The sequence below is a fragment of the Thermosipho sp. 1070 genome, from assembly GCF_001682135.1.
Classification (GTDB): Bacteria; Thermotogota; Thermotogae; order Thermotogales; family Fervidobacteriaceae; genus Thermosipho; species Thermosipho affectus.
Window position 1 is genome coordinate 1,761,808 of the sequence record NZ_CP007121.1, and the last position, 20,044, is coordinate 1,781,851.

Sequence of the window (20,044 nt, forward strand, 5' to 3'; positions counted from 1 at the left end):
AAAAAAGTGCATTATATTCCTTTGTCGTATTATATAATGAAACTTTTTAAAAAAATGGTTTTGTATTGAAATAAGATATTATAAAAGCTCAACACAATTGCAAATCTACACCTTATTGGCAAAAACAAACTAAAAATATAATTTTTACCTGATTATGCACAAGCATTTATTTATTTTTAATTTCAATTTTAAACTCTTTAGCAAAATTCTAAAGAAATGAAAGAATTAAGCAATTGTCTAAAATATTATTAAAATATCCTGAAGATGTCAATGTTTTTCCAATGCTCATTGCGGAGAGAGTTAAAATAACAAATTAGAAATTTTCGTTCCTGAAAATTGGAAATTCATCACTTTTAAATTCAAACCAGAAAAAGTTAATCCTAAAAATATACCAGATTGTATGAAATTTTGTAAAAGAGAAAGAATTATTGATTTATTTGATAAAATTAAAGATTTGTATGATTATCTCTTGGTGTAGAGGTAGGTATGGATACTAATGCTACAAAAAATAGAAGTGGAGAATTTTTCGGAAAACTTTGTCAAAGAAAAATTGCGAAGCTAATAACTTTATTTTTCATTCCTTCTCCAATATTGTCATCCTGAGGAACGAAGCGACGAAGGATCTTGATTAGATAGTGTTAGAGAGTGTTAATAAGATTAGAAAATTGGTAAGAAGATAAGATTCTTCAACGACTTAATTTACCTGTATGTAATTTATTAGTAAATTTGTATTAAAAACAATTTAGTAAAATTAAAACATGTTTCCAAATCGGGGGGGAAGCTTTGAAAAGAGCAATTCTAATATTAATGTTACTGTTAGGTATTCTTTCATTTTCAAGAGTATATTTTTTGACAAGCAATGTAGTAACTTATCCTAACAAAAAAGTATATTTTTCAACATATAATGAGGAAAATATAAAAGTCTTTGTCTTTTATAGCAAAATAGATAACAACATCCTAAACGATTTTGCATTTTCTAATACCTTTTCAACAATACTTGACTACACAATCAGGTTAGAAGAAAGTGGAACTTATCGAAAGCTTTATTCATTGGAACTACCTGGAGATCCCGGAGTATACCATGTTGTAGTTAATGGTTTGTCTTCAAAAGAATTATACAGAAAGCTTTTTTATTTAACAAATTTGGAAGCTTTTGTTGCTTCTGATAAAGACACATTGTACTTTTCTATATTTGATTTGAAAAACAAAAAGTTTTTAGACAAGGTATATTACTATAGCAATTTTGAAAAGAAAACTTTAAATGGACCTATTTTTGAATATAATGCTATAGAAAGATACAAATCAAAATTCTTTTTCGTTGATAATAATGTAGTTCTTATTAGTAATTATGCTAACAAAAATACGTATTACCCATTATATAAAGCATTGGTAATAACAGACAAACCTATTTACAAACCAGGAGATTTGATACATTTCAGAGTTAACATTTTTAAAAAGGAAGGCAGCAAATACATTCCATATCCAAAAGATGCATTAGTTTCTTTAGAAGATCCATTTAACAATATCATTTATAAGAAAAATTTCACATCAGACGATTTAGGAGGATTCTCCTTTGACTATAGAACCTCTGAGGAAATAATTACTGGAAATTATACATTTATAATTTCTAACCTCAAAACTGAAGATGTTATTTCAGAGTATAACTTCATAATCCAAGATTATAAGAAACCTACATATACCGTTGAGTTAATACCATTTGCTACACAATTGGTTGCCGGTGATACCTTGACGGTTGAAATTAAGGTCAAATATTTAAATGGTGATCCTGTAAAAAATGCTCAGATAATATTTTATAGCTTTGAAAACTATTCCAGATTAATAAATAAGATGTCTTTAACTACCAATGAAAATGGAAAAGCAATATACAATGTATTGTTAAAAAATAGTGGAACATATAAAATACAAGCATTAATTACCGATGATAGTGGTTACCAAACAGAAAAAGTTACTTATGTTAATGTCAAATCAGATAACGTTGAAATTAAAAGTTCTATCGAAAATAATACTTTAAAACTTTTCATTACCGATTTAAAAGGAAACCCTTTAAATGGTATAGCTATTCTCATAATTAACAATAAAAAACTTTACGTGGAAGTATACAATGGAAAAGCCACTATTACGCTTCCAGAAAATGTCTGGTCTTTAGATGTTTTATTTGGGAAAGAGGTAAAAACAATATATAGAAGATATAACATGAGCAAACAAGGAATAATAAGCTTAGATAAGAATACAGCTAAATTAGGTGAATATGTAAATATCGAGGTTAAGCCAAAAGATGACGTTGGAATTCTTGTTGTTGGTTCTGATAATAAAATTTGGAAAATATTTTTAGTTGACAAAAGTAAAAACTTCAAATTCAAAATACCCGAAAATTTATTTGAAAATGATCTTTTTTTTGAATTTCGGGGTTTAAAATACTTAGATCATACAAAAGTAGAAATAAAATATGATAGAGTAAAAACTTTAAACATAAAAACAAATAAAAACATATACAAACCTGGTGAATTAATAAATGTAGAAATTAAAGATTCAAGAGAAAATTCTTTAAAAATAGTTGCTGTAGCAGATGAAGGACTATATCTTCTATCTAAACAATTCTCATTAACCGATTATTTGTATCCAAAATTAGATTTTCCGCTTTTTACAACATATCTTTCTTCAAAATACATATATTTTGATTCAATATCCAAATTAGAAAAGAACTTAATTAGTCATGTTTTTACTGCCACTAAAGAATCCGAAGAGAGAAACATTAGAGACTATTTTTCAGAAACTGCGTACTGGAATCCATATCTTTTAAATACTACTTTTTCATTCAAATTACCAGATAATATTACAAAATGGAGAATAACCGTTTATGAAATTTCTAAAAGTTATGTAGCACAAGGATATACCAATATTGTTACAAATAAACCATTTGAAGTCAAAGTATTTTTGCCTGAATTTTTAACTGTTGGAGATAGGGTAAATGGAATTTTATATATAAAAAATTACACGGGAAAAAGTGGGATAGTAAATATAAACCTTACAGCAAATGAGAAGATAATATTTAACGACAAAGAGTTGTTAATAGAAAAAGATTTGAAAATTCCATTTGCTTTAAACGCCACAAAAACAGAACTTATTGAACTAATAGCAGAAGCTGAAATGAACAACGAATATGATGGCGTTAAATTAGATATTCCTGTAAAGTCAATAGATTTTGTAAAAAACTTAAGTTATATATATGTTATTAACAAAGAAACAACATTTAAAAAAACAGATAATATAAAGATAATCAGAAATTTAAAGGAATTAATTGAGCCTTCTATTAAAGCACTAATACATTTTCCATATGGATGTGTGGAGCAGACAATGAGTTCATTCTATCCTGCTATAATTGCCAAGGGTTTAATAGAATATTCCAATTTAGATAATATAATTTTGAAAGGTTTACATAGACTTTTGAAATTTCAACATTTAGATGGCGGATGGGGTTGGCGGTCTTGGGATAAAAGTGATATTTTTATGACCTCTTACGTATTAGAAGGATTTTATTATGCAAAAAAGAATGGATATTATATCCCACAAAGTGTTATAGATGAAGCAATCAAATATCTTAAAAGTCAATCAATAAATGGTTATTCTGCATTTGTTCTAAAACTATATGGAGAAAATGTAGAATTTGAACCAGAAAGTATCATAGATTTTGTGTTCACAAATCCTGAAAAAATCAAAGAAATTGCTATAAAAGATAAGGATTTTGCATACGTAAAAGGTGAAAAATTCTATTCTACAATTTATCTAACGGCTCAATCTATTAGAACATTAGTAACAAATAATAAATATCCTGATTTGATAAAAAAGATGGTTAACTACCTTTTAAACTCAAAAAAAGGACCGTTTTGGTATTCTACGAAAGATACAGCAGTTTCTATATTAGCAATATTAGAAAGTAACGTTCTTAGTGATTTTAAAAGCACATTACAGATCAAAGAAACTGAAGATTCTAAAATTGTAAATGGAAAAGGCATTATTAAAGTTAAAACAAAAAAGATATTGTCGGATCAGAATATAAATAATGGTATAAACTTGAAAACAAATTTATTTAAAAGATATGAAACTCTGTTTGAAGACGAATACGTCGATACTTTTCTTCCGCTAAACACAAAATTTGTTCCCGTTAGTATTAAAAACTCAACTACTACTACTACTCAACATTCCGAAATCCCAGATGAAATTGTAGAGATAATAAAAGATGGAACACCAATATATTTTGAAAACAATACACTTATCATTGAAGGACCATTCAAATTCATAGGAAATGAGGAATATTATAAAAAAGGTATATATGAAATAACATTCAAAGAAAATAAAGACTTTTCTATACATAAAAATGATGTTTTAAAAACTGAAATTGATATTGAAGGAAATGGCGAATATTTGATCGTTGAAGAATATCTCCCGTCTTGTGCACAAGTAATAAAAGACTATGTTGAAAAGACTCCGTATTATAATTCGAAATATTTTTATAACTGGTACAAAGATAAAAAAAGAATTTGGTATAGCTATATAGATATTAAAAAGGATAAAATAGTTTTCTTTATTAGAAGGCTAAGACCTGGTAAATTAGTATACTATTGGAGGGTAAGATTTGACGGGAAGTTCTATAAGAAGCCAACATATGTGTATAACATGTATTACGAAGATACTTTTGCTATTAGTTCTGTTGTTTCCTTTAACACTGAAAAGTGAAATAATACCTGTGAATATTGAAAATTTTGAACTTTCAAATTACGTTTGGAATAATTTATTAAAATTTCTCAACAATGCAAGTTTAACTATTCCTTCAACCCCCGTGATTGTATATCAAACAAACAATTTGGAAGAATTTTACCAATTAACAAATAAACCCTATCATGTAGGAGGCGTTTATAAAGATTTTATCATAATTCTACAACCAATAAATATTTTAAAGAAAAAAGGTGTTTATGATAGAGTTTTACTACATGAATTACTACACTGGATTTTATATGGTTTGAATGAAAAATATCAAGAAGGACTAATTTACTGGTGGATGGGAGAATATGACAAAAAAGAAGTTGATTATTTTCTTTCAGATTTTAATGGTGACTTACCCAGTTTTATCCTCAATCACTGGCATTAATTATCCAAAAAATCTGATGTTGAATGCACAAGATTCAATTAATTTTAGGGCATGGTTTGTAGCCATTGCACTTGATAACATAGTAAAGGAGCATCCAACATTTAAAACAAAAGACTGCTCTGGCTTTATTTTTTATTGTTTAAAAGAAGCCTTAAAAAAACATGATAAGTCATGGTTTAGTAAGACGGGTTATGGAGGTCCAATATTTGAAGATGTAAAAAAATATAACTATCCCAACACACCATATGGTATAAATATTTTTTCAAATGGTGATAAATTAGTTTCATACGTTAATGCGTATAATCTTATAACATATAATACAGATTTTATTTCATATGATAGATTCCACACAAAACATGGTGATTTAGTGTTTTTTCTTCATCCTCAAGATCCAGAATATCCTTTTCATGTAATGATATATACAGGCAAAGGTTATGTATACCATACAGGTCCTGATGGTCAGCTAAGATATGTATCTTATGAAAATCTCATGCTAACAGATATAGCATGGAGACCTATAAAACTTAATCCAAATTTTTTAGGATACTATAGGCTGAAATTTCTTTCAGATTAAATAAAATCTTAAAGATGACAATCCTTCTAATCTTTCCAACCTATCCAGTTTATTTTATATCCGCTGTTTAAATTTATGATTTATCACTGATTTTTAATACGCAATATAAGGTACATTATATTGCGTGTAAGAAATACAAAAATCCTTCTTTGTATTTGTTCAACAATGAATATATCATACCCTAAAAATTAATATGATTAAAACAAAATACACATTTAAATATAAAATATACAATCCATATGAAAAGTTATGTGTGACTAAAAAATTTGCAAAAAAACACATAAAAATTGATCAAGAAAGTACACAGCTACCACAAGAAATTAGTTTTTGAAATTCTAACCTTTTCTATCCTAATCCAATAGCTATATTATCCTTTTTTGTTTGTTCAACGCTATTGTATATCATACAAAAAAATAAAAAACAATTAAACAATCAAATTTTTTTATTTTTGATTACACTTAAAGTTACGAATATTTTCGAAAGTGTATACCAACACTTTATGTTCCACTACGACAAATTTTTACTGAAAGTTAATTGAATAATTAACAAGAACTGATAAAATAATGATAGTTAAAAAATCGACCAAGGAGGTATGATATGAAAATATATTATTTTAAAAATGATAAATGTTCTGTCTGTAGTGCAGTATTGCCTAAAATAGAAAAAATTGCAAAAGAATATAAAGTTGACTTTGAAGTAATTGATGTAATTAAAAATCCTGAATTTGCTGGTCAACATCTCGTTTTAACCGTTCCTACTGTATTAATAACAGATGATGAACGAGAACTAACCAGATTTGCCAGAAATTTTAGTATTTCTGATATAACATCATTCATTGACAGATATTTAGAAATTACAAAAAGTTAATCAAAAATGTTTTTCTAATATCTTTGCCAAAAATTTATCAGATATTATTCTTCTTACAAATGAATATAAAAATTTATTAGAAGTTCCTGGTATATAAAGGGGTTTGTTTTTTTCATATGCATCAATTGCACCTTCAACAACGAATTTAGTGCTCATTAATTTTTTTTGATTTTTCATGTTGGCTCTTTCAAAAAATCTTGTTTTTGTTTTTCCTGGAGCAAGACACATTACATGTACATTATTTTTTCTCATTTCAGCCCAAAGTGATAAACTAAAATTGTATACGTATGCTTTTGTAGCCCCATATACTGTGAAATGTGGTATTGGAAAGAAAGCAGCTACAGATGCAACATTAATTATTCCACCATTTTTTCTTTTTGAGAATTTTTTAGCGTAATAATAGGAAAGATAAGTAAGTGCTGAGATATTAACTAGTATCATTTTTTCGTATATTTCTTGATTTGCATTTGTAAAATTACCATACCAACCAAATCCAGCATTATTAATCAAGTGTGTTACGTTGAATTTTTCTAATTTTTCAATAAGTTTATGTAAACCTCTGCTAAGATCAAATGAAAAAGTAAGTAAATCAATTTTCTTGTTTATTTTTCTTGTTTTTTCTGAAACTTTTTTTAATCTTTCAGAATTTCTTCCAATTAAGATTAAATTTACACCTTTTTTTGCAAGTTGGTAAGCAAATTCTTCACCTATCCCAGAAGAACCACCTGTAATTAAAACCCATTCTCCAGATTGAAATTTTGGCATATAATCACCTCTTTGTTTATTCTTACATACATTATATCAATTTTTCGGATTATTATATGAACATTTGATATTAGTGGTATAATCTTTTAAGATAGATAAAGTCAGTATGTTATGATTTTGTTTTTTTGAAAAAATTTCGAAAAAGGGGATGATTTATTTGGAATTTACGATTAATGAGTTAATAACATTGTTTTCATTGATTTTTTTGGCAGGTTTTGTTGATTCAATTTCTGGAGGTGGCGGATTAATATCACTTCCAGCTTATTTATTTTTGGGGTTACCTAGTCACAATGCTCTTGCGACGAATAAGTTATCTTCGAGTATTGGAACAACTTTAAGTACATTGAGGTATGCAAAAGGTAAATTTATAGTTTTCGAAGTTGCACTCTTTTCTGTTATCTTTTCTTTTGCTGGTTCTTTTATTGGTGCCAATTTGGCTTTGTTAGTTTCAGAAAATAAATTAAAGATTGTTATTTCCGTTTTGGTAGTAATGGCTGCTTTTTTGTTACTTTTTCGAACTAATGATAAAGCTAAAAAACTTAGACAAGGAGTGAATCTTTCAAGAATCAAAAAAATATTAATCTCAAGTTTGATAGGTTTTTTAGTTGGTATGTATGATGGATTCTTTGGACCTGGAACTGGTACTTTTCTCGTTATCTTATATATTAATTTTTTGTTTTTTGAACCAGTTAAAGCTTCTGGAACTTCTAAAATTGTCAATCTTGCATCTAATATTAGTGCATTAATTACATTTATTTTAGAACACAAAGTTGTTTACTCTATAGGTTTACCAGCGGCATTTTTTGGAATTTTGGGTAATTGGTTGGGCTCAGGGTTGGCAATTAAAAAGGGAGAGCGTATTATCAGACCAGTTATTATTATTGTTTTATTTTTGTTATTCATAAAGATTTTGAAAGATATTATTTGATGAGATATTTTGGTTGTTTAAATTATTGTTTATTAAGGAGGCGTTTAAAATGAATACTGAAATTGAAAGGAAAATTGATAAACTTGTTGACAAGTATTTTGATGAAATGCTCGATTCACTAAGAAGAATAATAAGGATAAAATCAGTTATGGAAACAAAAAAAGATAACATGCCATTTGGGGAAGGTCCAGCTAGAGCGCTTTCTGAAACACTTGAAATTTGTAAAGAACTTGGTTTTGAAACTTTAAATGTTGATAACTATGCTGGACATGCAACGTTTGGGAATAAAGGAAAATTATATGGAGTGTTAGGTCATTTGGATGTTGTACCGGAAGGAGATTTAGATAAATGGGAATCTGATCCATATGAATTGACAATAAAAGAAGGGAAAATGTTTGGAAGAGGAGTTTCAGATGATAAGGGACCAAGTATAGGTGCTCTATATGCTTTGAAGATTGCATCTGAGATTGTTGAAAATCCTAAAAACACAATAAGAATAATTTTTGGGACTAATGAAGAAAATGGTTCAAAATGTTTAAAATATTATTTTCAAAAAGAACCATATCCATATGCTGCAGTTACTCCAGATGGTGCCTTTCCACTTATATTTGCAGAAAAAGGAAATGCAACATATGAACTTTCAATTTCTTTAAATACAGATTATCATACAAGACTATTAAAACTTGAAGCAGGAACCGCCGTTAATGTAGTTCCAGAAATTTGTAAAGCTGTAATTGAAACTGAAAGGGTAGGGGAAATAGAATATGTATTGCAAAATCATAAAAGTAAATGTGGATTTGAATACAAAATAAACGAGAACAAAATCGAAATCAAATTTATTGGAAAATCAGCCCATGGTTCTACGCCAGAGCTTGGGATAAATGCAGCAGCATGTATGTTAGAGTTACTTACGAGAATTGACTTTGGCCCTGTTAATCAGATCATTGAAACCTTATATGAAAAACTTGGTAAAGATATAAATGGAAGAGGATTGGATATCTATGGTGAAGATAAAGTAAGTGGAAAATTAACATGCAATCTTGGAATTTTAAAACTTCAAGATAATTTATTAAGGGCATTTATAAACATTAGATATCCAATATTTTTTAATGTAGATATGATTACAAGACAGATAAATGAAGCAATGAAGGGGTTTGAAATTGAAAGAAGAAGTCATAGTACTCCTTTATACGTTTCAAGAGATAGCGAACTTGTCAAATTACTATTGAAAGTATATAGAGATGTTACAAAAGATGAAAGTGCACCAGTAGCAATTGGAGGAGGAACATATGCACGAGCGGTACCATATGGTGTGGCATTTGGAGCAACTTTTCCCGGGGAAAATACTAAAATGCATCAACCAAATGAGAATTGGTCTCTTGATTCTTTCAAAAAATTTGTAAGAATATATGCTAGATTGATGTATAGGTGGTTAACAGAGTGAAAAAGTAATTGTTGAAATTTTGAAATTATAAATATACCTTAACTTATAAAAATTGGTGTGCGGATGTGCACACCAATTTTTTATTGCACTAATTAAAGGACCAAATTCTATAGAAACTATCAATTGTATGGCCATTTTGAGGATTTTATAACATTTAACAATTTCATTAGTTCTACCTTTGGTATTGATATTGTTAAGTTGTGTATAATTCCTATACCTATTTAAAGTTTCGTAAAAGAACCTTGTTTTTCTTCCGGGTTTAAGTATACGATACAAGTTTCTCTAATATTTCTTTTAGATTGTAAAATTGTTCTATCTAAGAAGCAGATATAATACCATTAAAAAATTAGTAGTTTAACAAATAAAGAATAAGACGTAAGTTTTTTGTAAGTTGATATTAAAAGTGTTTTTGTTTAAAATAATTCGTTTTACTAATTACTGTTTATTTTCAAAAATAAGATCACTTCCAAAGATACAGATGGTAAATTATATATCGAATACATTGAAAAGACCTTAGAATCGAATTTAAAAATTAACGTCCGAAAATGGCTTGAATAAATGGTTTTTGATGCATTGTTTAATATTTTCGAGAAATTTTTAGGACCATTTTCTTATAATGCAATATAAGAATGATTATATTGCGTTAATCATTAATCGAGAAAAAGCCACGAATATATCTTTGCCACCTCAATAAAATCCCTTATAACCACTTTATCTAATTTAAGGGTTTTATATTTTTTATTATATTATATATTTCAACATTATAACCATCTTATTTTTGAATACAACAGGTAATTTGTTGTGCGAATTGTTTGAGAGGCTAGAAAACACATAGTTAATTCAGATAGGATAAACCGGGATATAACTATTCATATTACGAAATATGGTATATTTAAGGAGTTCATAAGTTAATTCAATCGAGAAATTAATTTTAATATTTTGGATATAATCAAATATTTCTTTTCTATCTTTTTTTGAATATTCTTTTGGTAAATAATAGCCTAACGTAACATGTGGAATATATAAACTATTTTGCGGTATTAATTTATCAAATTTTCTTCTTAATTCAAAAATTTTTATAAAATCTTCTTTTGAGTTTGGTACAAACATTACTCCTATTGCAGATCCTCCGTTATATAAACCTATTGAATCCAATTTTATTAGAGAAAAATCTTTGATCTCCTGAAAAATTCCTTTAATCATAGATTTATTGTTTTTAATACACCTTTCGACATTATTTGTAATATTCAAATTGCACAAGTCATGCAAAGTTATATGAAAAAATTCTTTATTCAAAGCATTTGCTAGAATTTTTCCCAAGTTTTCATAAAGTTTTTTTTGGATTTCTTCAATAAACCTTTTCTCATTTTCTTTTAAAAAGAAAATTATTGTATCACCTTTAAAATCTGCATAATTTCCATCCTTGTTGACTTTTTTGTACAATTCATCTTTTGGATTCCAACTCTTTAATAAATTAAAATTCGTTATTTGTCTATAATTTATTAACTCTTTTTTATAATCATTATAATCCATTTTAAAGCCTCCCAATAAGATTATTTTATTTCATTGCTAATAATTTTCATTAGATTAATCTATTTAATGCTAACTGTATTTAATTTTTCTGATACGTTTGTGTTATTATCTATATGTCATTCTTTGAAAGCGCTTACAATTATTATACAATATTTTTCATCATTTACAAATCTAAATGGGAGGTGAAAAACATGAGAAAGATATTTGTTTTGTTGTTAACAACTTTGATAATTTTTGCATTTTCTGAAACAACGCTTGTTGTTAGTTCAAGATTATGGACTCCACCAACAGAAAAAGAATTCATTATCAATGAAATTATCAAACCATTCGAGCAAATGTATGGAGTAAAAGTTATTTTCCAAACAATGGATGATGAAACGATGTTAAAACAAGTAAAAATTCAGAAGGAAACGGGAAAAGTTACAACAGATGTTGTTATAGCTTATGCAACAAAAATGCCTGAATGGGTTAAAAATGATTTAGTAGTTGATTTAACGCCATATGTTTCAAAATGGAATGATAGACATTTTTCAAAAGGGTTCGATTCAATGACAGTATTCGATGGAAAAAGATATTTTCTACCAATTGGTGCGGATGTTTATCTTACATTAATTAACAAAAAGGCATTAAAATACAAACCAGATTATGTTGATCTTCAAAATATTACTTGGGAACAACTAGCAGAATGGGCTAATTTGGTTGCAGAAGGCGAAGGAGAAGGAAAATTTGCCGTTACAGGTGTTCCAATGAAATCACTTATTTATCAAATTGGTGCGATCGCCCTCTCCTATGGTGCACATTGGCCCAATCTAGATAATCCTGGATCCGTTGCCGCATGGTACTTAATATACAAAATGAAAAATGCTTTTTCACCAGCAGTAAAAACTTATGATGATACAAGACCACCAATGAAAAGAGAAGAAACTTGGATGACAGTAGCTCATTGTGCAAGAGTAGGAGAAGTATACAAAAATAATCCTACTCAATTTATAATTGCTCCTGCCCCAAAAGGGCCGGCAGGCATTGGTTCAGTTGCTGGAACAAGTGGACTTGCTATCGTAAAAGGAACAAAGAATTTTGATCTTGCATTAAAATTTCTTGAATATATGACAAGACCAGATATTATGGTTAAATCTCACAAAGGAACAGGTGGATTTATACCACCAGTTGATGAAGCTGTAAAATATCTTGGAGATGAGGATCAAGATTTAGTAATAAAGAATGCTATAAAAGTTATGAACCAAGGAGTACTATCATATATTGCTCCAATTTGGAAAGATTGGGGACAAGTAAAATTGGTCTATGATGAATTATTCAAAAAAATGATATTAGAAGAGAAAAAATTAGACATTGACATGCTTGAATTATATCAAATAAAAATAGATGCACAAAGAAAATGAAATAACTAATCTCTTGGGGGCTTTTGCCCCCTGGTTTTAATTGTGAGGTGATTTAACTTGCAAAAAACAATTACAAAAAAATGGATCCCTTATATTTTAATTGCTCCTACTTTGATTTACTATATTGTATTTTGGCTTAGGCCTGTTATTTCATCTGTATATTATAGTTTTTTCGATGAAAGTAACATATTTACTTTAAATAATTACATAACAATATTTAAAGATCCTTACTTTAAGCAGGCATTAATTAATACATCTATTTTTGTTCTTATTTCTGTAACTATTGAATTTTTAATTTCGTTGGGATTAGCTTTGATAATTAATAAAAAATTTAAAGGTGCACAAATTCTTCTATCAATTGCTTTAATTCCAATGGCCCTACCTGCAGTTGCAGTTGGTGCGATGTGGTCAAGTGGATTCGCAACTTATGGTTGGGTTAACAGTTTATTGTACCATTTAGGTATCATTTCAGAAAGTGGGAAATTTGCTTTCTTAGCAGGAAATGATTTTCAATCATTAATGTTAATAATATTAATAGACGCGTGGCAAGTTATACCGTTTATGATGGTTATACTTCTTGCAGGGTTGCAGGGATTACCCAAAGATTCAATAGAAGCTGGTTACATTTTTGGAGGTACCAAATTTACAGTTTTAAGAAAAATAACTCTTCCAATGTTGAAGTCAAGTATTCAAACTGCGTTAATTTTGAGAATAATCTCAGCAATTCAAGTATGGTTAATAATAGTAATGATATATGGATATAGGAGAATACCAGTTTTACTTGAAGAAGTTGTCTTTTACGAAGAACAATTAATAGGATTTTACAGAGTAGCTCTTGCTTATTCTGTAATTGTAGCAGCAATCGTTTCAGTGGTTTCAATCATATACCTGAAAATTTCCGGTGCCTTTAAAAAGGAGGAACTCTAACATGAAATTAAATAAAATTGCAAAACAAACTTTATTTTACATAATCATCGCTGGAATTATACTCGTAATTTTAACTCCTATATATTTTTTAGTATCTATATCGCTAATGTCCGATCAAGAAGCATATGATTGGCCAACACAGATGATTCCATCTTTTGTCAACAAATTTAAATTAGAAATTGTTAATGGAAAATATTTAATTTCTGTTTTTAGCAAATCTAAAAAAGAGTTTTCAACGGTTATTGAAACAAGTAGTTTTGAAGAATTACAAAAATTTGTAAGAAATAAGACAAATTCAAATATAAAAAGAGAAGTATTTGAGAAAAATGTTGAAACGTTAAAAAAACTAATGAAAATTAATGGTATTAAAATAAAAGATCTCAGAAACAGGATAAATGATCTAAAAACAAAATTAAATAAATTAACAGTAAACCTAGTTAAGTATAAATCTCAATTAAAGAAAGCAAAAGAGTTCAATATGTCTTCGTTAATAGAAGAATTAAATCAAAGCATAAATAGTATTGAAATAAAAAAACGAGAATATGAGTTGGAAATCAGTAAACTAAAAACAGAACTAGAAAAAATTGGTTCTATAAAATTTACGGTTTCTAAAAATCTGTTTGATAATTATATAAATTTCTTTAAAGTAACTAGCAATGCGCTCCCAGCATTATTTAGAAGTATTCAAGTATCATTACTTACAGTTTTAATTTCTTTAACTATTGGTGGTATGGCAGGATATGCTTTTGCAAGATATAGCTTTAAGGGAAAAAACTTATTAAAACTAAGTGTTCTATTTGTAAGAATGTTTCCTGGTATTTCGATTGCAATGCCAATGGTTATTATATTAATAAATATGGGATTTTATGATAAACCTCTAGGACTATCTCTTGTATATTCTGTAGGTCAAATAGGAATGACTATATGGATTACCGCAAGTATATTTATGGGGATTTCTACTGAACTTGAAGAGGCAGCAATGATCTTTGGTACAACTAGATTTGGAGCTTTCTTTAAAGTAACATTACCTCTAGCACTTCCAGGACTTGCAGCAAGTGCTATGTATGCATTTATTGGTAGCTGGTCAGAAACTGCACAAGCCATTGTATTAACCCAGTTTAATCCTACATTTCCAGTGGTTGTTTATCAAACATTAGTTGGTGCAAAAGGTCTGATTAATTTAACAGCAGCAGGTGGTGTTTCCCTTGCCCTTCCGGCTGTTGTTTTTACACTTATAATTAGAAAATATATCTTACAAATGTGGGGAGGAGTAAAGGTTTAAACACAATAAAAAAGGAGAGGTGAAATATGGCAACTTTAGAATTAATAAATTTATCAAAAAGATATGGAAAAAAAGTCTGGGGGGCAAAAAATGTAAATTTAAAGGTTAATAATGGAGAATTTGTAGTTTTTCTTGGCCCATCCGGTTGTGGTAAAACAACAACTTTAAGGATGATTGCTGGTCTTGAAGAAGTTACTGAAGGAAAAGTTATAATTGATGGAAAAGATGTAACATATCTCGAACCAAGAAAAAGAGAAGTTAGCATGGTTTTTCAAAGCTATGCAGTATGGCCACATATGACAGTATATGACAATATTGCATTTCCTTTAAAACTTAGAAAAATGCCTTCCAAATTTATCGATAAAACAGTTGAAGAAGTTTCAAAAATGGTTAAAATTGAAGAACTTTTAAAAAGGTATCCTTCCCAACTTTCAGGTGGACAAAGGCAGCGTGTAGCATTAGCAAGAGCTTTGGCTGTTAAACCTAAAATTTTTTTGATGGATGAACCATTGTCAAACCTTGATGCCAAATTAAGAGTTAAAATGAGAACCGAATTGAAAGCTATACATCATAAAACAGGTGCTACAACAATTTTTGTTACACATGACCAATCTGAGGCCATGTCTATGGCAGATAGAATCGTAATTATGAAAGATGGAAGAATTGTACAAGTAGGTACACCTGATGAAGTATATTTCAACTGTGCAAATACTTTTGTTGCGGGATTTATTGGTACTCCACCAACAAACTTCTTTAAAATGAATGTTATTAGAAGCAATGATGAGATTCATTTAAAAAATGAATATATTGATATAAAAATCTCCGAAAAAGTCAAAAAATCTCTTGAAAAATATAACAAAGATGAGATAATTGTTGGCATAAGGCCTGAAAACCTTCTGATTACAAATAATAATGATGAAGCTATTTTTAAAGAAAAAATTCTTGTAGTTGAACCTCAAGGATCACATCAAATAATTGCTGTTGAACTTGGCGAACAAATCGTTAAAATAGTTGCTCCTGCATTTCCAAAATATTCTGCAGATGAAATTATAAACGTTTCACTTGATCATGAAAGATTAATGCTTTTTGATATTGATACTGAAGAAAGATTGGAGGATATTTAATGAAAATTGCACTAGTTCATTACAGAGCTGGTTTGATGGATGGTGTATCTTTAGAAATGGAAAAATGGAAAAAAGTTTTACTCAGAATGGGACATGATGTAGATATTGTAGCCGGTAATAACAAAAGTGGGGTAGACATATTAATTCCCTCTATAGGTTTTGAAAATCCAACATATAAAATGATTAATAAAAACTGCTTTGAAAAGTTAGAAGATTTTTCTATAGAAGAAGTAATCAATTTAATTTTCGAGGAATCCGAAAAGATATATAATGATCTTGAAAATAAACTTTCAATGCATGAAATTATAATCCTAAATAATATTTGGTCAATTGGTGCTTTTTTACCTGCAGCAATAGCTTTTCAGAAATTTTCAAAAATTCACAAGGAAAAGACATTTATAGGTCACCATCATGATTTTTGGTGGGAAAGAGAATATTTTTTAAATTATCAAGACAAAAAGATTAAAGATCTATTAGAAAAATTTTGTCCACCAATTGGTACTAATATTAAACACGTCGTGATTAATTCATTGGCAAAAGAAGTTTTATATTTAAAGAAAGGAATTAATTCAACAATAGTCCCAAATGTTATGGATTTTGAAGAACCACCAACAAAAGATGAAAAATTAAATATTTTAATAAGGGAAAAATATAATATATCTCAAAATTCCATTGTATTATTGCAAGCAACAAGGATTACTGAAAGAAAAGCAATAGAACTTTCAATTGATTTAGTACATTATATGTCAAAAATTTCAAAAAATTATTATGGAAAAAAATTATACAATGGAAAGATTTTTGACGGAAATATTATTTTAGCATTTTCAGGAATGTGTGAAAGTGAAAATTATAAATATAAATTATTAGATAAAGCTTTTAAATTCGGCATTAGGATTGTTAATTTATACCCTAATGTTGAAAATAATGTATTTTCATTTTGGGAACTATACAACATAGCAGATGCAATAACTTACCCATCAATTTTAGAAGGATGGGGAAATCAACTTTTAGAAGCAATTATCATAAAAAAACCAATAGTACTATTTGAATATGAAGTTTTTGAAAAAGATATTAAAAATTCGGGAATTAAGTACATAAGTTTAGGAAATATATATACTCAAAAAGAAGGTCTTGTTCAAATAAAAGAAGCTATCATTCAAAAAGCTGCAGAAAGTTTATTTGAAATTATATTTAATAAGGAAAAATATGAAAAAATTGTAAACGAAAATTTTAACATAGCTAAAAAATTCTATAGTCTTGAAACTTTAAAACAGATACTAGAAAAAATTATATGAAAATCATTCAAAACAAAAAATAACAAAGTCTAGGTATATCCTGGGCTTTGTTATTTTGTTTAACTTTTTATTTAAAAGTGGTATAATTTTTATGAACTCTATTATTTTTATCTAAAATTGCAAGGAGGTTAAATATGACAATCTATGTAGATGGTTCATATTCAAATACATATCAAGTTGCAAGTTGTGCATTTTGTGTAGTAAAAGATGGAGAAATTATTGATGTAAGAAAAACAGCAAAGAGAATAAAAAAGGGAAATTCTGTTATTAGCGAACTATTAGGTGTAGTAATGGCTTTGAAGTATTGCAAAATGAAAGGGATTTCACAAGTTACAATTGTACACGATTATAACGAAATCCCAATGTTTGCTTCCTCGTATAGGAGAACGAAAAATCACATAGTAAATAATTATATTAAAGAGTTAATAAAATTGAAAAATCAAATAGATGTATCTTTCAAAAAAGTAAAAGCACATACCAATGATAAATTCAATAACTTAGTTGACGAGTTGTCAAGAGAGAACTTAAGAAATTATATAGAAAAAGAACTACCCAAAATTCTAAAAGGTCAATTGAAAAAAAATTAAGATAGTTACTTTCAAAATAAATCCGACTTCTAGAATCATTAGAGTTTTGAATATTTCCTGATTTTTGGAAGTTCAAAAAAATAATAAGATATTATATGCAATTGCACGAAAAAAAGAATTCAATTTTGCAGTTTTTATAAGTGCAAAATTGAATTTTTGTTAAATAAGAAACAACTCTACAAATTCTAATTATACTTAATTTGTCTATTCAATCCGTATCTTGACGAATAAGAATTTCAAAATTTGTGTTTTTCTTATTCAAAGGTATCTACTATGCATCCATAGCCATGCTTATAATGTACAACACTACATTTACCACAATTTCATATCATAATTTTTTTAAGTAAGATGTATTTAAAGTATTTTGCCAATATGCAATATAATAGTTATTATATTGCATATATTTTGAGTATCTTATATAGTTAATCAAAAATATATTTTTATATTTTTATGATATAATCATTGTTAAAGTAAAATTAGTAAAATCTAAATAAAAGGAGGATATTCATGACCAATGAAAATAGAAATTTCACGGCATTTATATGGCATGCTATTTTTTTGGCTTTTGCCAGTTCATTTATTGAAATTAATACAGTAATTCCTTCGCTAATCTTAAAAGCAGGTGGTTCTGAAGTAATTATTGGATTAATCACCGCTATAAGTATTGGAATTCCTCTTTTAGCTCAATTATTATTTGCAAGTATTTTGGTTACAAAACCTCGAAAAAAGCCATATTTACTCTTGGGAATTTATCTTCGAATATTTTCTTTAGCAATGATTTCGTTTATATTATTTACAAATCTTCCCCCAAAGTCTATAATAATTTTTACAATAATTGGTTTAACTATTTTTTCATTTAGTGGAATTTTTGCAGGAATTAGTTATACTGATTTATTAGGAAAATCAATTTTAAGAAAAAATCTTAAAAAGTTTATGGGTACTAGACAAATTCTTAGAAGTATTTTTGCATTGTTTGGAGCTTTAACTGCAAGGGTGGTTATAAATAAATATAAATATCCTTTTAATTATTCTGTAATGTTTTTCATTGCATCATTTTCTTTGTTTATGGCGTCAATTGGTTTTTTAGTAATTAATGAGAAAAAAGTAAATTATGTGAAAAAAATTCCATCGTTTTTATCTGTGTTAAAAAGTATACCTACAATACTAACTAAAGACAAGAACTTGCTAAATTATATTATTTTTAGTAACCTTACGGGGTTTGGTTTGATTATAATCCCATTTTATATGTCTCTTGCAAAACATTCGTTTTCTTTGAATAATCAAATAATTGGAAATTATCTTTTTTCGCAAATGTTTGGTGTAGTTTTGGCGAGCTTTTTTTGGAAGAAAATTTTGCATAATGAAGGATACAAGAGGGTTTTAAAATATTGTGTAGTTTTTGGAAGTTTTTTACCAATACTGTCATTAATTTCTAGTAAGATATCTCCATTACTGTTTTCATTAGTATTTGTTTTTTCAGGAATTACTTTAAGTGCAAGGCAGATGTCTTTTGAAGGAGTTTTAATTGAAATAAGTAGTGAAGAAAACAGGGCATTGTATGTTGGTATTTCTGGTGCTTTAAATATTGTAACAGCAATACTTCCACTGTTAATCGGGGTAGTAATAAAGTATGTTGGATTTACTTTTGTGTTTATATTTGTATCGGTTACATTATTATTTAGCTTAAAATGTTTAAAAAATTTGGATATTAAATAAAAAACTTGGAAGTATTTGCACTGAATCCGAAAAATGAAACAATAAAGAAGTATCATCTAAGGGAAGAGTAAAAGTTTTATGTTTTCCTAAATTAAGAAAAGAAGTCATTAACCTTTACTTTAAATAGATACTTTCAAAAAGAACCATTGTCTTTCTTTTGGGGATTAATCAAAGAAGGAAACATTAAAAAAAGAAATAGAAATGTTAAAAACACTATATAAAAGATTAAGTATTTCAAGACAAAGATAAGTAATTTATAGAAAAAATTAAATAAATATCAAAAACAATGGTAATTACGGATATTGTCGCATAATGATTGTAATAGAACAAAGAAGTATACAAATTAAAAAATCGAGAACAATTTAAAGCATGTCAAAAAAGAAAATATCTCAAAACAATAGTCTTTTAAAAAGTTTCTTTAGTTATTTTGAAGAA

General features: G+C 27.8%; 15 protein-coding genes and 1 pseudogene. 14 read left to right on the top strand and 2 right to left on the bottom strand.

The features are described from left to right. Window positions 1–480 precede the first annotated feature (480 nt). From Y592_RS09385 to Y592_RS09020, 5 genes and pseudogenes are all read left to right on the top strand, one after another. A pseudogene (locus Y592_RS09385) lies at window positions 481–603 on the top strand (DpnII family type II restriction endonuclease); the annotation flags it as partial. A 180-nt stretch (window positions 604–783) separates the two neighbouring features. Further along, window positions 784–4,755, top strand: a complete 3,972-nt coding sequence (locus Y592_RS09005) for an MG2 domain-containing protein (protein ID WP_075666640.1) — start codon at window positions 784–786, stop codon at window positions 4,753–4,755. A gap of 10 nt (window positions 4,756–4,765) precedes the next feature. Further along, window positions 4,766–5,167, top strand: coding sequence for a hypothetical protein (locus tag Y592_RS09010; RefSeq protein WP_232218192.1), 402 nt, complete (start codon window positions 4,766–4,768; stop codon window positions 5,165–5,167). Continuing rightward, entirely contained in the window at window positions 5,088–5,741 is a 654-nt protein-coding gene (locus tag Y592_RS09015; protein ID WP_083638883.1) for a DUF1175 family protein, read from the top strand. The genes Y592_RS09010 and Y592_RS09015 overlap by 80 nt, the downstream gene beginning before the upstream one ends. 597 nt (window positions 5,742–6,338) lie before the next feature. Further along, on the top strand, window positions 6,339–6,608 hold the full coding sequence (locus tag Y592_RS09020) for a thioredoxin family protein (RefSeq protein WP_075666642.1): 270 nt from the start codon (window positions 6,339–6,341) through the stop codon (window positions 6,606–6,608). Here Y592_RS09020 and Y592_RS09025 read toward each other — a convergent pair whose 3' ends face one another. Further along, window positions 6,609–7,373, bottom strand: coding sequence for an SDR family NAD(P)-dependent oxidoreductase (locus Y592_RS09025; RefSeq protein ID WP_075666643.1), 765 nt, complete (start codon window positions 7,371–7,373; stop codon window positions 6,609–6,611). A gap of 148 nt (window positions 7,374–7,521) precedes the next feature. Here Y592_RS09025 and Y592_RS09030 point away from each other — a divergent pair, with 148 nt between their 5' ends. Together Y592_RS09030 and pepV are read left to right on the top strand one after the other, a co-directional pair. Then, window positions 7,522–8,301, top strand: a complete 780-nt coding sequence (locus Y592_RS09030) for a sulfite exporter TauE/SafE family protein (protein WP_075666644.1) — start codon at window positions 7,522–7,524, stop codon at window positions 8,299–8,301. 49 nt (window positions 8,302–8,350) lie between these two features. Then, complete coding sequence (gene pepV / locus Y592_RS09035) at window positions 8,351–9,745, top strand: dipeptidase PepV (RefSeq protein WP_075666645.1); 1,395 nt, start codon at window positions 8,351–8,353, stop codon at window positions 9,743–9,745. 840 nt (window positions 9,746–10,585) lie between these two features. Here pepV and Y592_RS09040 read toward each other — a convergent pair. Further along, window positions 10,586–11,278 (bottom strand): hypothetical protein, encoded by a 693-nt coding sequence (locus tag Y592_RS09040; RefSeq protein ID WP_075666646.1) that lies wholly within the window; start codon window positions 11,276–11,278, stop codon window positions 10,586–10,588. A gap of 191 nt (window positions 11,279–11,469) precedes the next feature. Between Y592_RS09040 and Y592_RS09045 the strand changes: the two genes are divergently transcribed. The 7 genes from Y592_RS09045 to Y592_RS09075 all read left to right on the top strand — a co-directional run bounded on the left by Y592_RS09045 (window position 11,470) and on the right by Y592_RS09075 (window position 19,609). Then, window positions 11,470–12,678, top strand: coding sequence for an ABC transporter substrate-binding protein (locus tag Y592_RS09045; RefSeq protein WP_077288048.1), 1,209 nt, complete (start codon window positions 11,470–11,472; stop codon window positions 12,676–12,678). Window positions 12,679–12,735: 57 nt separating this feature from the next. Further along, complete coding sequence (locus tag Y592_RS09050; RefSeq protein ID WP_075666647.1) at window positions 12,736–13,605, top strand: carbohydrate ABC transporter permease; 870 nt, start codon at window positions 12,736–12,738, stop codon at window positions 13,603–13,605. Window position 13,606: 1 nt separating this feature from the next. Next, on the top strand, window positions 13,607–14,887 hold the full coding sequence (locus tag Y592_RS09055; protein ID WP_075666648.1) for a carbohydrate ABC transporter permease: 1,281 nt from the start codon (window positions 13,607–13,609) through the stop codon (window positions 14,885–14,887). 26 nt (window positions 14,888–14,913) lie between these two features. Then, on the top strand, window positions 14,914–16,011 hold the full coding sequence (locus tag Y592_RS09060) for an ABC transporter ATP-binding protein (protein ID WP_075666649.1): 1,098 nt from the start codon (window positions 14,914–14,916) through the stop codon (window positions 16,009–16,011). Next, on the top strand, window positions 16,011–17,306 hold the full coding sequence (gene mggS, locus Y592_RS09065; RefSeq protein ID WP_075666650.1) for a mannosylglucosylglycerate synthase: 1,296 nt from the start codon (window positions 16,011–16,013) through the stop codon (window positions 17,304–17,306). Before Y592_RS09060 ends, mggS begins: the two co-directional genes overlap by 1 nt. Window positions 17,307–17,440: 134 nt before the next feature. Beyond that, complete coding sequence (locus Y592_RS09070) at window positions 17,441–17,893, top strand: RNase H family protein (RefSeq protein ID WP_075666651.1); 453 nt, start codon at window positions 17,441–17,443, stop codon at window positions 17,891–17,893. A 507-nt stretch (window positions 17,894–18,400) separates the two neighbouring features. Beyond that, window positions 18,401–19,609 (top strand): MFS transporter, encoded by a 1,209-nt coding sequence (locus Y592_RS09075; RefSeq protein ID WP_075666652.1) that lies wholly within the window; start codon window positions 18,401–18,403, stop codon window positions 19,607–19,609. Window positions 19,610–20,044: the final 435 nt, after the last annotated feature.